Origin of the sequence: Brevibacterium sediminis, from assembly GCF_024895295.1 — a bacterium.
Taxonomy (GTDB): domain Bacteria; phylum Actinomycetota; class Actinomycetes; order Actinomycetales; family Brevibacteriaceae; genus Brevibacterium; species Brevibacterium sediminis.
Genome location: NZ_JAHQRN010000002.1, coordinates 11,698 through 26,703, shown reverse-complemented (window position 1 = coordinate 26,703; position 15,006 = coordinate 11,698). Strand labels below are relative to the sequence as shown.

At 66.6% G+C, this 15,006-nt stretch carries 12 protein-coding genes; 8 read left to right on the top strand and 4 right to left on the bottom strand.

Features of this window, described 5'->3' with window-relative positions:
- Nucleotides 1-149: 149 nt before the first annotated feature.
- The gene (locus tag KTJ89_RS04490) at nucleotides 150-1,127 is read left to right on the top strand and encodes a universal stress protein (RefSeq protein ID WP_259356889.1); all 978 of its coding nucleotides are present in this window, start codon (nucleotides 150-152) and stop codon (nucleotides 1,125-1,127) included.
- A gap of 12 nt (nucleotides 1,128-1,139) precedes the next feature.
- Here the strand turns inward: KTJ89_RS04490 and KTJ89_RS04485 are convergent, their stop codons facing one another.
- From KTJ89_RS04485 to KTJ89_RS04470, 4 genes are read right to left on the bottom strand one after another with little or no spacing between them, the layout of a single operon-like run.
- A complete protein-coding gene (locus KTJ89_RS04485; RefSeq protein WP_259356888.1) occupies nucleotides 1,140-2,033 on the bottom strand; it encodes an EamA family transporter in 894 nt (297 codons plus the stop codon).
- A gap of 25 nt (nucleotides 2,034-2,058) precedes the next feature.
- A complete protein-coding gene (locus tag KTJ89_RS04480; protein WP_259356887.1) occupies nucleotides 2,059-3,501 on the bottom strand; it encodes an aldehyde dehydrogenase family protein in 1,443 nt (480 codons plus the stop codon).
- 2 nt (nucleotides 3,502-3,503) lie between these two features.
- Nucleotides 3,504-3,899 carry a sterol carrier family protein gene (locus KTJ89_RS04475; protein ID WP_172175334.1) on the bottom strand — a complete coding sequence of 132 codons (396 nt, stop codon included), beginning with the start codon at nucleotides 3,897-3,899 and terminating at the stop codon, nucleotides 3,504-3,506.
- The gene (locus KTJ89_RS04470) at nucleotides 3,899-5,023 is read right to left on the bottom strand and encodes an asparaginase (RefSeq protein WP_172175337.1); all 1,125 of its coding nucleotides are present in this window, start codon (nucleotides 5,021-5,023) and stop codon (nucleotides 3,899-3,901) included. Before KTJ89_RS04470 ends, KTJ89_RS04475 begins: the two co-directional genes overlap by 1 nt.
- Before the next feature lie 33 nt (nucleotides 5,024-5,056).
- Here KTJ89_RS04470 and purD point away from each other — a divergent pair, with 33 nt between their 5' ends.
- The 7 genes from purD to KTJ89_RS04435 all read left to right on the top strand — a co-directional run bounded on the left by purD (nucleotide 5,057) and on the right by KTJ89_RS04435 (nucleotide 14,936).
- A complete protein-coding gene (gene purD / locus KTJ89_RS04465; protein WP_259356886.1) occupies nucleotides 5,057-7,297 on the top strand; it encodes a phosphoribosylamine--glycine ligase in 2,241 nt (746 codons plus the stop codon).
- 294 nt (nucleotides 7,298-7,591) lie between these two features.
- Nucleotides 7,592-9,310 (top strand): amidohydrolase, encoded by a 1,719-nt coding sequence (locus KTJ89_RS04460; RefSeq protein ID WP_259356885.1) that lies wholly within the window; start codon nucleotides 7,592-7,594, stop codon nucleotides 9,308-9,310.
- 15 nt (nucleotides 9,311-9,325) lie between these two features.
- On the top strand, nucleotides 9,326-10,513 hold the full coding sequence (locus KTJ89_RS04455) for an ABC transporter ATP-binding protein (RefSeq protein ID WP_139906998.1): 1,188 nt from the start codon (nucleotides 9,326-9,328) through the stop codon (nucleotides 10,511-10,513).
- A gap of 1 nt (nucleotide 10,514) precedes the next feature.
- Complete coding sequence (locus KTJ89_RS04450; RefSeq protein ID WP_181272281.1) at nucleotides 10,515-11,678, top strand: polyamine ABC transporter substrate-binding protein; 1,164 nt, start codon at nucleotides 10,515-10,517, stop codon at nucleotides 11,676-11,678.
- Entirely contained in the window at nucleotides 11,675-12,613 is a 939-nt protein-coding gene (locus KTJ89_RS04445) for an ABC transporter permease (RefSeq protein ID WP_139470422.1), read from the top strand. The genes KTJ89_RS04450 and KTJ89_RS04445 overlap by 4 nt, the downstream gene beginning before the upstream one ends.
- 1 nt (nucleotide 12,614) lies before the next feature.
- The gene (locus tag KTJ89_RS04440) at nucleotides 12,615-13,478 is read left to right on the top strand and encodes an ABC transporter permease (protein ID WP_259356884.1); all 864 of its coding nucleotides are present in this window, start codon (nucleotides 12,615-12,617) and stop codon (nucleotides 13,476-13,478) included.
- Between the two features lie 36 nt (nucleotides 13,479-13,514).
- Nucleotides 13,515-14,936, top strand: a complete 1,422-nt coding sequence (locus KTJ89_RS04435) for an NAD(P)/FAD-dependent oxidoreductase (protein WP_259356883.1) — start codon at nucleotides 13,515-13,517, stop codon at nucleotides 14,934-14,936.
- Nucleotides 14,937-15,006 lie beyond the last annotated feature (70 nt).

The following is a 15,006-nucleotide window of genomic DNA, read 5'->3' as shown; positions in this document are numbered from 1 at the left end:
CGGGATCGCCCCGGAACAACAGGTCGCGAACAGTCTAGTCGAGTCAGCCTGAGGTTCCTCCCAGGCAGTCTCATGCCAGTTCCCATAAACTGGACACAACTAAGCTGGACTCAACCAGATTGACGGTCACTGAAGACAGAGGTTCCGATATGTCCCACACGATCATCGTCGGCATCGACGGTTCCGACAACGCCGAATGCGCCCTGCAGTGGGCGATCACGCACGCACAGAAGACCTCCTCCGAGATCCGCATCGTCTCCGCCTACACCGTCCCCGGCGTCAATATGAGCCAGGCCGACATCGTGTACCCCGCCGACTTCGACAGCGCCGTGAAGAAGACCGTCGAAGACATCGCCGAGGCGGCCGCCGCCACCGTCACCAAGGCCGGCGTTCCCGTATCGACGACGATCGCGCCCGGTGACGCCTCCGGGGTCATGGTCGAGCATTCGAAGAACGCCGCCCTCGCCGTCGTCGGCGCCCGCGGTCGCGGCGGGTTCGCCGGTCGTCTACTCGGCTCCGTGGCCCTGGCGATGCCCGCGCACTCGCAGTGCCCCACTGTCGTCGTCCCGAGCACGTGGCCGACCCGGGTCATGCCGACGACTCCCCTGCCCGTCGACGATCCCGTCCGCACGACGCATGACCCCACCGCCGAGGCGGACCGACGAACCCGACCCGATTTCTCAGGGGAGGTCGTCGCCGCCGTCGATCCCTTCGAGACCGACACCCCGGTGCTGCGTGCCGCAGCCTCTCAGGCCGCGATCTACGGTGTTCCGCTGCGCCTCGTCGGAGTCACCGCCACGCACATCCTCTCGCCCGAGTGGATGCCCAGCGAGGAGCACCTCATCCGGATGTACGACGAAGCGGCGAAGTCCTTCACTGCCGCTGCCGACTCGCTGAAGGGCGACTTCCTCGATCTCGAGGTGCGGTACTCGGTCTTCGATGCTCCCGCCACCGAGGTGCTCGTGTCCGCCACATACACCGCCGATCTCATGGTCATCGGCTCCCGCGGCCGTGGCGGGTTCGTCGCCACCGTCCTCGGGTCGACGTCGCAGGGTGTGCTCTCGCATGCCGTGTGCCCGGTGCGGGTGGTGCGGGTCAACCGCCGACAGCCCGGGCGCCGCCGCTGAACCGCGGCCCTCTCACCCGAGAGCGATGAGCCCGATACCCAAGACCACGATGAGGGCACCGGCGAGTTTGAGCACCACGTTCCTCTCTCCGAAGAACCACCAGGCCAGCAGGGTGCCGACGATGATCGAGGTCTCCCGCACGGGGGCCACGAGCGCCACCGGTGCCTGCTGCATCGCATAGAGGACGAGCACATACGCCAGGGGTGAGAGGATCGCCACGGTCACCAGCGCGCGCTTGTGGCTCGTCAGGATCTCTCTGAGATCGGCGCGCTTCTCCCGCCCGCCGGGAAGCGCGAAGGCTCCCGCGGTCATGATCAGCCCGACGCAGGCTTCGGAGACGGCGAAGTAGAGCAGCGGAGAGTCGCTGACATGGTTGACGGCGAAGTCGTCCCACAGCGTGTATGAGGCGATGAACGCCCCGATCAGCCCGCCCCACGCGAGCCCGCGGCGCAATCCGTGGCTGCTGGTGGGGCCGACCCCGCCGCGGGGACGGATCGTGACGACAGCGATCCCGGCGATGACGGTGAAGGCTCCGGCCGCCTCGGCGAGGGTGGGACGCTCACCGAGGAAGGCCACGGCGATGATGATCGTGACCACGGGCCCGGTGCCGCGCGCCGTCGGGTAGACGACGCCGAGCGGGGCGTGGTCATAGCCGGACTGCAAGGCCACGGAGTAGGCGATGTGGAAGACCGCGCTCAGCGCCGCCGCACCGACCAGACCCCAGTTCAGCGACTGGCCTCCGGTGGCGATGATGACGATTGCCAGCGGGGCGAGCAGGATCGCCGAGAGCCCGTGGTAGGCGAGCACGAAGGCAAAACCCTTGCCGGTGACGGACTTCGCGGCGAGGTTCCATACGGCGTGGGCGACGGAGGCGATGAGGACGAGCCCGAGGACCGAGAAGGTCATCGGCTCACTGCCCTCTTCGGCACAGTCACAGTTTGATGGCGACGGTCTTCGTCTGCGTGTATTCGTCGAGAGCTTCGATGGACTTCTCGCGTCCGTAGCCGGACTTCTTGAACCCGCCGAAGGGCAGTTCGACTCCCCCGCCGGCACCGTAGGTGTTGACGAAGATCTGACCGGCGTCGACCTCGGCGGCCAGTCGGTGGGCACGGGAGATGTTCTGCGTCCACAGGGCCGAGACCAGACCGTAGTCGGTGCCGTTGGCCAGCGCCACGGCCTCATCGTCGTCGGCGAACGGCAGGGTCACGACGACGGGACCGAAGACCTCCTCCTGGGCGATCCGGGACTCCGGGTCGACGGAGTCGACGATGGTCGGGGTGATGAACGCCCCGGCGACAAGGTCGTCGGCCAGCCCGCCCGGCCGTGTTCCGCCGGTGACGATCTGCCCGGAATCGACTTCGGAGAGGAACCCGTCCACCCGCTCATGCTGCTTGGCCGAGATCAGGGGCCCGAGCATCGGGTCGTCGAGACCGTAGCCGATGGTCACCTGCGCCATGGCGGCGGCCATCTTCTCGACGACCTCGGCGTGGATGTCACGGTGGACGATGAGCCGGGACCCGGCCGAGCAGGTCTGCCCGGCGTTCTGGATGATGGAGCGCACCAGCGACGGGATCGCCGCATCGATATCGGCGTCGGAGAAGACGATGTTCGCGGACTTCCCACCGAGTTCGAGGACCGTGGGCACGACCCGATCGGCAGCGGCGTGGGCGATGGCCGAGCCGGTCTGCGTCGATCCGACGAAGCCCAGATGTGCGACTCCGGGGTGGGCGCTCAGTGCCGCTCCCGCCTCGGCGCCGAGGCCGGTGACGACGTTGAAGGCTCCGGCCGGGAAGCCGACGGAGTGGATGAGTTCGGCCAGCCGTACGGTCGACCGCGGGGTCTCGTCCGCGGGTTTGGCGACGGCGCAGTTGCCGGTGGCCAGCGAGGTGGCGGCGGCGCGGCCGATGAGCTGGAGCGGATAGTTCCAGGCCACGATGTGGCCGGTGACGCCGAAGGGCTCTCGGCGCGTGTAGACGTGCATGTCCTCGGCCAGCGGGATCGCATGACCGTAGTAGGACTCGATGGTGTGCCCGTAGAACTCGAAGTAACGGGCGCATACATCGACATCGGCATAGGCCTGGGTGAGAGGTTTGCCCGTGTCCTCGGATTCGATGCGGGCCAGATCGTCGCGGTTGGCGGTGATGACGGCCGCGGTGGCGATGAGCAGACGGGAGCGCTGCTCGGGGCTCGAGCGCTTCCATTCCTGCTGCGCTTTCGCCGCAGCCTGCACCGCCCGGTCGACTTCATCGGCCCCGGCGCGGGCGATATCGCCGAGCTGGCCGCCGGTGGCCGGGTCGATATTGGCGTAGGTGAGCAGGGACGGCACTTGCCGCCCGCCGATGAACGACGTCGTCTGCGTGATCTGTGCGCTCATGCTCAGGCCTCGAGTTCTGCAGGGGTGAAGAGGGGCAGGAAATCGCCGAGGTCGGCTCGGGTTCCCGAGGCGTCGATGTCCCCGGCGGCGAGCGCGGCCTGGAAGTCGGTGCGTCCGGTGACCAGACCCAGCCACACCTCGGCGGAGGTCTCGACGACGTTCGGCGGGGTGCCGCGGGTGTGCCGAGGACCGGCGATGCACTGGGTGACGCCGAACGGCGGGACCCGGACTTCGACGCTGTTGCCTTCGGCACGGGAAGCGAGCTCTTCGAGAGTGAAGCGCACTGCGGTGGCGGTGGTCGATCGGTCGGCCGGGGCCGCATCGAGCCTCGCCTGCGTCAGCCACAGCTCGAGTGCGCTGCGTCCCTGATCGGGGTCGATCCTTCTGCGAATCGCCATCAGTCCCTCTTCCTCTCACCGATATCGGCAATATCTTCCCCGAGCTCCAGGCGTCCGACAACGTTCGTCCGCCCCTCGGAATCCGTGCCCCCGGTGACTGGGTCCGTGATCGCAGCGATCACGGCCTCCACCGTGTCGTTCTCCGGCGCCGAGGCGGCTCCCGGCTCGGCGTCGAACGCTCCCGCCCGCTGGAGCAGGGTCAGCGCCACGAACCCGGTGGCCCGGGAAGATCCGTCGAGGCATTTCACGGCGACGGCATACCCGGTCCGGGTGGCCATGACGATGACGCCCTCGGCCCCGCCCTTGGCGAAGACGCCGAGTCGGTCGATGACGGTCGAATTCGGTCGGCCGTGCCCCTCGATCGTCCATGGGTCGGCGAAGACCGCCTCGGTGAGGGTGCGGGCCTCACGCTCATAGGCAGTCCATGGTCCGGCCGTCTCCTCAACCGCGCCGTCGGCGCTGCCCATCCGGATGACACGGCCGATGGCCCGGGCCAGACCGGTGAGGCTGAGCGCGAACACGGGTGCCCCGCAGCCGTCGATGCCGACCGCGGAGGGTTCCTCGGAGGCGAAGGTCTCGACCACCTCGGCGACCTTCTGCTGCACGGGGTGGTCCGGGGACAGATAGGTGGAGGTGTCGGCTCCGATGGCGCGGGCGGCGGCGAGGAACGCAGCGTGCTTGCCGGAGCAGTTGAAATACAGGGGCGAGCGCGGGTCGGTGTTTTCGTCCCCCTGCGCCCGTGCGCGTTCCTGCAGTTCGCGGCGGAAGGCTCCGTCGGCGGGATGGGCGGACGGGCACTGCAGGTCGGATACGCTCAGCCCTGCTGTCTCCAGCATCGATTCGACCACCTCGACGTGCCCGGCTTCGGACTTGTGCGAGGCGGCGGCCAGGGCCGCGGCGGGTCCGGTCAACTGCGCCCCGAGGCTCATCGCCGCGATCGCCTGCAGTGGTTTGAGACTCGAGCGTGTGAACACTGCAGCATCGGGGGCGCCCAGACTGATCAGCGGTGATCCGTCCGGGTCGAGGACGACGGCGGACCCGATGTGTCGGGATTCGATGAAGCCGGAGCGCTCGACGACTGCGAGCTCGCCAGCCTGCGCGGGGGTGAAAGTCGAGAAGGTCACGCACTCAAGCCTACGACCCTTTAGGCTGGTGGCGTGAAGGTTCTTGTCATCGGTTCGGGCGCCCGTGAACACGCCCTTGTCCTCGCTCTCTCGCGCGACCCGCAGGTCGACGCCGTCATCGCTGCTCCCGGCAATCCCGGTATCGCGCAGATCGCCCACACCGAGGCGGTCGATGCCTCGGATGCCGCCGCCGTGACCGCGCTGGCTGAGACCCTCGACGTCGATCTCGTCGTCATCGGGCCCGAAGCCCCGCTGGTCGCCGGAGTTGCGGATGCTCTGCGCGAAGCTTCCTTCCCCGTCTTCGGCCCCAGCGCGGAAGCCGCGCACCTCGAAGGCTCGAAGGCGTTCGCAAAGGAGGTCATGGAGTCCGCGAACGTGCCGACTGCACGTACGGTGGTCGCCTATTCGACCGACGAGGCGGCGGCCGCACTGCGCGAATTCGGCGCCCCGCACGTGGTCAAGGCCGACGGCCTGGCCGCCGGCAAGGGAGTCGTCGTCACCGATGACCTCGATGCCGCGCTGACACATGCGAGCTCCTGCCTCGAGGTCTCCGACCGGGTCGTCATCGAAGACTATCTCGACGGCCCCGAGGTCTCCCTGTTCGTCCTCTGCGACGGCACGACCACCGTTCCCCTGGCCCCGGCTCAGGACTTCAAACGCATCGGAGACGGTGACACCGGCCCGAACACGGGCGGGATGGGCGCGTATTCGCCGCTGCCGTGGCTGCCTGCCGGCACCGTCGACGAGATCATCGACACCGTCGCCCAGCCCGTCGTCGATGAGATGGCCCGCCGCGGCACCCCGTTCACCGGGCTCCTCTACTGCGGGCTCGCGCTGACGTCGAAGGGTCTGCGCGTCATCGAGTTCAACGTCCGCTTCGGCGATCCGGAGACCCAGTCGGTGCTCGCCCGCCTGTCCAGCCCCTTGGGCCAGACGCTACTCGCCGCCGCCGAGGGCCGCCTGAACGAGACCGCACCCCTCGAATGGGATCCGCGCTCCTCGGTGACCGTGGTCATGGCAGCCGAGAACTACCCGGGCACTCCGAGCACCGGAGACATCATCCGCGGGCTCGACACCGTCGCGACCCTGCCCGACGTCAGCGTCCTCCACGCTGGCACGAAACTCGCGACCGGTCCCAGCGGCGGATTCGCCCCCGAAGATGCCGTGATCACGAAGGACATCGCCGAGACCGGTGACATCGTCACCTCCGGCGGCCGCGTGCTCTCCGTCGTCTCCCTCGGCGACGACCTCGACGATGCGCGGGCGAAGGCCTATGCCGCGGTCGGCCAGATCAAGTGGGACGGTGAGCAGCACCGCACCGATATCGCCGAGGCGGCCGCCGCCGGACGTATCGAGCTCGCCTCCGGATACGCCGCCCCCGCACCGGTCGCCCCGGTGCTGCCGGGCTGGAAGCACGTGTATTCGGGGAAGGTCCGCGACCTCTACATTCCCGCCGACGCCGCCGATGCCGCGAGTGCGCAGCAGCTGCTCATGGTCGCCTCGGACCGCATCTCCGCCTATGACTGGGTGCTCGACTCGGAGATCCCGGACAAGGGCAAGGTGCTCACCGGACTCAGCCTGTGGTGGTTCGATCAGCTCGCCGATGTCATCGGCAACCATGTCATCAGCTCCGACGTGCCCGAGGCCGTGGCCGGCCGCGGCCTCATCGTGCAGAACCTCTCCATGTTCCCCGTCGAGTGCGTGGCCCGCGGCTACCTCACCGGATCGGGAATGTCGGACTACCGGGCCACCGGGTCCGTGTGCGGCATCCAGCTGCCGGCCGGACTCGTCGAGGCCGATCGCCTCGAGCCTCCGATCTTCACTCCGGCGACGAAGGCCGAGCTCGGCGAACACGATGAGAACGTCAGCTTCGAGGCCGTCGCCGAGACCGTCGGGACCGAGACCGCAGAGAGGCTGCGCGACCTGACCGTGGAGATCTACCAGCGTGCCGAGCAGATCGCCCGGGAACGCGGGATCATCCTCGCCGACACGAAGTTCGAGTTCGGGACCCTGCCCGACGGCACGATTGTCCTCGGCGACGAAGTGCTCACCCCGGACTCCTCCCGCTTCTGGGACGCCGAGGGCTATGAGGCAGGCAAGGCTCAGTCGAGCTTCGACAAGCAGTTCGTCCGCGATTGGCTGACCGAAGAATCCGGCTGGGACAAGGCATCGGACACGCCTCCCCCGGCGCTGCCCGCCGAGGTGGTCGAGAAGACCCGTGCCCGCTATATCGAGGCTTTCGAGAAGCTCACCGGAGAGACCTTCCCCGGCTGAAGCGCTCAGTTCTCAACCCCACAGAAGCCGCGGGGCATCGACGACAAGTCGGTGCCCCGCGGCTTCACCATTGCCGCCAACGACTCCTGTGCGAATATCGCAGTGTGAGACGCTGAATCAGCGCTACTGACAATCCGTGTTGCAGTTTCCCTCACTTGACGCATATTTCTGCAACGGAATCAGTGGAATCACGGGGGATGTTCCGCTAAGGTGACTTCACAGTGATCCACAACACACTCAGAGAGCGGGCTCGGCAATCCGCCTCTGCCACGACACTGCAGTCGGGAGGCAGCATTGGACCTCGATATCCTCGATGTCACGATCTTCGACGGTGAGGCTCTGCGCGCCGAGGATCGTGTGAGCATCCGCGACGGGATCATCACCGAGATCGGCACCGGACCCGCAGCCGTGCCCGCGTCGCGCACGATCAACGCCGACGGGAAGCTGCTCACTCCCGGCTTCGTCGATGCGCATGTGCACACGACCTTCGGCGGTCAGGAGGCCCTGGCCTGCGATATCAGCGGAGCGGACAGCCTCGAGACCGCGCTGCAGATGGTCCGCGACTATGTCGCCGACACGAACCGTGATGACGGCGCGACCGACCCTGCGAACGACTGGGTCATCGGCGGCGGCTGGTCGATGGCCCACTTTCCCGGAGGAGACCCGACCGCCGACATCCTCGACGTGGCCTGCCCCGATCGGCCGGCGATCCTGCTCAGCGCCGACCACCATTCGGCATGGGTGAACACGCAGGCGATGACCGCAGCCGGACTCGACGAGACGTCCACGGCACCTGCCGGCGGCGTCATCGTCGCCGATTCCGCGGGCCGCCCCACCGGGTGCCTGCACGAATCGGCCATCGACCTCGTCTCAGCCCACGTTCCCTCCGCCTCCGAGGAGGAGGTCCTGGCCGGTCTGCGCGAAGGTCAGCGCTACCTCAACTCCCTCGGCGTGACCGCGTGGATGGACGCCATCGTCGGCGACTACGGCGGCCACCGCGACCCGTACGACACCTACGTCGGCGCATCGGAATCCGGCGAGCTCCGGTCAGAGGTCGTCGGCAGCCTGTGGTGGCCGCGCGGAGTCGAGGACATCGACGCCGAGGTGGCCCGACTGACCGATCTCGCACGCTCCGACGGACGCTTCCGCGCCACCTCGGTGAAGTTCATGCTCGACGGGATCGTCGAGTCCCGGACCGCGGCGATGACGACCGAATACACGTGCACCTGCGGTGGCTTCGGGACGAGCTATTTCACTCGCGACCACCTCGAGGCCTCGTTCGCGGCCCTCGATGCGGCCGGCTTCGACATCCACTGCCATGCGATCGGCGATGCTGCAGTCAAGGCCGCCCTCGACGCTTTCGAGGCCGTCCGCAGCCAGGGCACGGCCGGCACCGGGACGACCGGCGCAGCTGACACCGGCGAACGCCGTCACCATATCGCCCACGTCCAGGTCGTCGATCCCGCCGATGTCCCCCGCTTCGCCGAACTCGGCGTCACCGCGAACCTGCAGGCGCTGTGGGCCTGCTATGACGGGCAGATGATCGACCTCAACCTGCCGTTCCTCGGTGCCGAGCGCAGCGGCTGGCTCTATCCCTTCGGGTCCCTCAACCGCTCCGGCACCCATCTGGCGATGGGTTCGGACTGGCCGGTATCAACGGCGAACCCGTGGGACGCGATCCATGTCGCGCTCAATCGCTCGCACCCGACCGCCGCGGATGAGTCGCCGCTGCTGCCCGACGAGGCGATCGACCTGACGACGGCGCTACGTGCCTACACCGCAGGTTCGGCACACCTGCTGCGCTCGGCCGACAACGGCCACATCCGCACCGGTCAGCCGGCCAACCTCGCCTTGGCCAGCGCCAACCCCTTCACGCTGCCGCCGACAGATATCGCGGAGATCACGAACGAACTGACGATCTGCGACGGGCGCATCGTCCACGACGACCTGCAGCCTCGCACACCGGCACCGACCACGCCGTCCGCCCCGACCACCACCGGCTCAGCCAGCTGAAGACGAAAGGCCATCATGACCAGTACAGCCACCTCGACGCCGTCTGCGGAGACCGGACTCGACCACCTCGAGATCCAGGGTGTGAAGAAGGTCTTCGGCGACAACACCGCCATCGAACGCCTCGATCTGAACGTCCGCAAGGGCGAATTCCTCTCCCTGCTCGGCCCCTCCGGCTGCGGAAAGACCACCCTGCTGCGGATGATCGCCGGCTTCGAGACCCCCACCGACGGTGCGATCCTGCTCGCCGGCAAGGACATCGTGTCCCTGCCCCCGCACCGCCGACCGGTCAACACGGTGTTCCAGTCCTACCTGCTGTTCCCGCATATGAACATCGCCGACAACATCGCCTACGGACTCAAGCAGGCGAAGGTCCCGAAACCGGAGATCGCGCAGCGCGTCCGCGATGCCCTCGCCCTTGTGCAGATGGAGGACTTCGCCGGGCGCAAACCCGAACAGCTCTCCGGCGGTCAGCAGCAGCGCATCGCCCTGGCCCGGGCGCTGGTCAACCGGCCGCAGGTCCTCCTTCTCGACGAGCCGATGTCGGCGCTCGATCGGAAGCTGCGGGAGGAGATGCAGCTCGAGCTCAAACGCCTCCACACGAAGCTCGACACGACCTTCGTCTTCGTAACCCACGATCAGGATGAGGCGCTGGCGATGAGCGATCGCATCGTCGTCATGTACGACGGCGTCATCCAGCAGATCGGCTCCGGTGAGGACATCTACGCGAACCCGCACAACGGCTTCGTCGCCGGCTTCATCGGCAAGCAGAACTTCATCTCCGCCGAGGTGGCGTCCACCGATTCGACGACCGCGACCCTGCGCACGGCTAACGCTGTGCTCACGGCCCCGACGCTGACACTCAAACCGGCCACCGCCGCCGGTGAACCCCGGAATCTCGAGGTCGGCGACCGAGTGCGCGCAGCCATCCGTCCCGAACGGATGCACGTCGCCCCCGCAGGCGAGAGCTCCGGAGAGGCGAACACGGCCCGCGGCTCCGTGATCTCGTATTCGTTCCTCGGCGACGTCATCCAGTACATGATCGTCGTCGGTGACAACGACGAGATCCTCGCCCGCGTGCCTGCCGCCGGGCGGGAGCCGATCAGCGCTGGCACCGAGGTGGAGCTGAGCTGGAATGCCGACGCCGTCGCCGTGTATGACCGTGAGCCGAGCGCGGTCGCGTCCCTCCTCGAAGGCGGTGCCTGAAATGGCCCGGAAGAGACCCGATGTGACGTTCCTGGCCCCGCGGGCCGCCTCGGCGAGGTTGAGCCGGCGAGCGCTGCTGGCCGGATTCGGTGTCGTCGGGCTCGGGGCACTGAGCGCGTGCGGCAAGAACACGAAGATGGCGGCATCGCCGCCGACCGACGGAAAGCTCGAATCGAAGCTCAACCTCTACTCGTGGGGCGACTACGACAATCCCGAACTTCTCGACGCCTTCAAATCCCAGAACGACATCCTCGTCCAGGTCGACGCCTACGGATCGAACGAGGAGCTCGTGGCGAAGCTCTCGACCTCACGCGGGACGTCCGGCTACGACGTGGTCGTGCCGACGGGGTCGAACATTCCGCAGATGCTCGAACATGACCTGCTCCAGGAGCTCGACCTCACCCTGATCCCGAACTTCGAGCATATGGATCCGAACTTCACTCATCAGTACTTCGATCCGGACAACACGTACTCGATCTGCAAGGCGTGGGGCACCACCGGTTTCGTCTACAACACGAAGAAGATCACCCGGGAGCTGACCAGCTGGCAGGACTTCCTCGATGCCGCACAGAAGGAAGCGGCCGGCACGACCGCTCTGCTCGAGGACCCATGGGAGGTCTCGGCGATCGCTCTGGCTGCACAAGGTTTCAGCCTCAACACTCAGGACGAAGGAGAGCTCGACAAGGCTCGGAAGATCATCGTCGACGATCTGGCCCCGAACGTGAAGGCCTATGTCGGCAACGCCGCCACGAGCATGATTCAGGGTAGCTTCACCCTTCTGCACGCCTTCAACGGCGACGCCCGGCAGGGCCTGACCGAGGTCAAGGACCCGGAGAATTGGAAGTTCGTCTTCCCGACCCCCTCGGCGAATCTGTGGATGGACTGCTGGGCGATCGCCACCGGCGCCCCGCACCCGGATTCCGCTCACGCCTTCATCAACCACATGATCTCGCCGGACACTGCAGTCGACCAGCTCGACTACATCGGCTACCCGATCGGAACGAAGGGCCTGGCCGAGCAGGCGAAGAAGGCCGACCTCGACCAACAGGACCTCATCTTCCCGGCACAGAAGGTCCTCGACCGTCTCGAACCGAGCAAGCAGACTCCGGCCGATCAGATTCGGACGAAGATCCTCACCGACGCCCAGGCCAGGAGCGGAGCATGAGCACTCAGACCCGACCGCAGCAGCCACGACCGAAGAAACCGGCGACGAAGTTCTTCGGTCCGGCGGCCATGTCGTTTCCGACGTGGGCCTATGCGCTGTTCTTCTTCATCATTCCCCTCGCCCTCATCGTCTTCTACAGCTTCGGGTACAAGCCCGACCAGTTCACGGCCATCGCCACCGATCGCCTGTCGTTCGGTCGGTACCCGGAGGCGATGAGCGCAAGCTTCGTCTCGACGTTCTTCGCGACGCTGCGCATCTCGCTGCTCGGCACCCTGCTGTGCCTGATCATCGCCCTGCCGTTCGCGTACTGGCTGGCGATCAAGGTTGCGCCCGCCCGCAGGTCGCTGGCTCTGGCCCTGGTGATGGTGCCGTTCTGGACGAACTTCCTCGTGCGCACCCTCGGCTGGCAGATCATGCTCTCCCCCGACGGGTTCCTGTCGAATTGGCTGCAGGGGCTCGGGCTGCTCGACGGCCCTCTCGACATCCTCTACACGCGGACGGCGGTGCAGATCGGCGTCGTCTACAACTATCTGCCGCTGATGATCCTGCCGCTGTTCGTCGCCATCGACGCCTCGGGCAAGAAGCTGCGCGAGGCCAGCTACGACCTCGGCGCGGGGAAGGTGAAGACCTTCATGCGGGTCACGCTGCCGATGGCGATGCCCGGGGTCGTCTCCGGCTGCCTGCTCGTGTTCATCCCGCTCAACGGCGACTACGTCACCGCGACCGTCCTCGGCGGAGCGAGCGGCTCCATGGTCGGTCAGCTCATCGCCAATCAGTTCAACACCGCACAGAACTGGGCGGTCGGAGCGGCCATGGCGATGATCCTCATCATCTCCACCTTGGCTGTCGTCGGGGTCGGCTTCGCACTGCTCAAACTCGGGCAGGCGATCACGGCCAAATTGAACAGTGTTCCGCTGCATGACGGGAGGGCCTGAGATGCCGAAGAAGAACACTTTCGCACGTCGGACTCCGACCGATATCGCCCTGCACGTCTGGGGCATCCTCGTCTTCATCTACCTGTTCGTGCCGATCGCGGTGATCATCGCCTATTCGTTCAACAACGGCAAGGTGCTCGCGAACTTCCGCGGCTTCGGCCTGCACGCCTACATCAGCGGCATCAACAACGACATCATCGTCTCCTCCATTGTCACGAGCCTGCAGGCCGCTGTCGGCACCGCCGTCGTCTCGACGATCTTCGGCACCCTCGGCGGAGTCGCTCTGGCCCGGGCCCGAAGGGGCGCTTGGTGGGCACTCGGATTGACCGCGATCCTCGGACTGACCCTGGTCACCCCCGAGATCGTCGACGGCATCTCCTTCCTGCCGTGGTTCGTCACCGTCGGCGTCGATTGGGGAATCACCCCGCTCAACAACGGCCTGGTCAGGCTAATCATCTCGCATGCGATGTTCTCCATGGCGATCGTGACGTTCATCGTCAGGGCCCGGCTCGCCGGAATGGACACCCAGCTCGAGGATGCCGCCGCCGACCTCGGTGCCACCCCGTGGAATCGGTTCAAGGACATCACGCTGCCCATTGCGGCCCCCGGCATCCTCGCCGGTGCTCTGATGTCGTTCACCGTCAGCCTCGACAACACGATCCTCTCGAGCTTCGTCCAACAGCCGGGCTACACCCCGTGGCCGGTCTACATCTTCTCCGCCGTCCGCGTGGCCCTGCGCCCCGAGGTCGCGGCGATGTCGACGGTGATGTTCGTGCTCACCCTCGCCGCGCTCGGTTTCGTCGGCTTCGTCCTGCGCAAGGCCGGCGGGAACGCCACGGAGATCATCAAGACGATGGCCGCATGAAGCACACAACTCGCACCGCGAAGAAAGTGAAGTGACATGGACGTCAATGCCGCATTGGCCGACGCCTCGACCATTCCGTTCTGGCTCGACACCGACCTCCGTCCGAAGCCGCTGCCGCCGCTGCAGGAGAATCGAGAAACCGACCTCCTCGTCGTCGGCGGCGGGTTCACGGGTCTGTGGACCGCTCTGCAGGCCAAGGAGCGGGACCCGAACCGTCGGGTCGTGCTCGTCGAGGCGAACACGATCGGGTGGGCCGCCTCGGGGCGCAATGGCGGATTCTGCGCGGCCAGCCTCACTCACGGCTACGACAACGGGGAAGCCCACCTGCCGGAGGAGAACGATCGGCTCGCGCAGCTGGGCCGGGAGAACCTCGACGCCATCGAAGCAGCGGTGGCGAAGTACGGGATGGACGTCGAGTTCGAACGCACGGGCGAACTCGATGTCGCCACCGAGGACTACCAGGTCGCCGAGCTGCGGAAGGCCCATGATCCGGAATCCGGTTTCATCTTCCTCGACCAGCAGGAGCTCGCGGGGATCATCAAGTCGCCGACGTACAAAGGTGCGCTGTGGGATTCTCGCGAGGTCGCGCTCGTCCATCCGGCGAAGTTGTGCTGGGAGCTGCTGCGGGTCATCCGCGAACTCGGGGTCGAGGTCTATGAGGGTACGAAGGTCACCGATGTCAGCGACGCGAAGACGAGCGTGCGAGTCCAGACCCGCGTGACCGCGGAGACGCTCGAGGACTGCGCGGCCGCTCAGTGCAGCCAGGTCACGGCGAAGCGGGTGGCCCTGGCGACGAATGTGTTCCCCTCGCTCCTCAAGCGGGTGAGTCTGCATACGGTTCCCGTCTACGACTATGCGCTGATGACCGAGCCGTTGAACAACGAGCAGATGGCTGCGATCGGATGGGAGGGCCGTCAGGGCATCGGCGACTGTGCGAACAGATTCCACTACTACCGGCTGAGCGCTGACAACCGGATCCTCTTCGGCGGTTGGGACGCCGTCTACCACTTCGGGCGGCAGCTGTCGTGGAGATACGATCAGCGGCCCGAGACCTTCGAGACCCTCGCCGAGCACTTCTTCGAAACCTTTCCGCAGCTAGAAGGGCTGAAGTTCTCCCACAAATGGGGCGGACCGATCGACACCTGTTCACGGTTCTTCTCGTTCTTCACCAGCGCCTATGGGAAGAAGGTCGCCATGGCTGCGGGGTTCACCGGCCTCGGGGTGGGTGCGTCTCGGTTCGCTGGAACAGTCATGCTCGATCTGCTCTCCGGTGAGGACACCGAACTGACCGAGCTCGAGATGGTGCGCAAGCTGCCCCTGCCGTTCCCGCCCGAGCCGATGGCGTGGCTGGGCATCAAGATGACGACGAATGCGCTGATCAAGGCCGATGAGAACGAGGGTCGTCGCGGTCCTCTGCTCAAAGTCCTCGATGCAGTGGGCATGGGCTTCGATTCCTGAGGGCTCCGGCCTGTCCGACGACCGGACCGCGGGCGGGGAATTCGGCCGTGGTTGGTAGACTCTGGGTGAG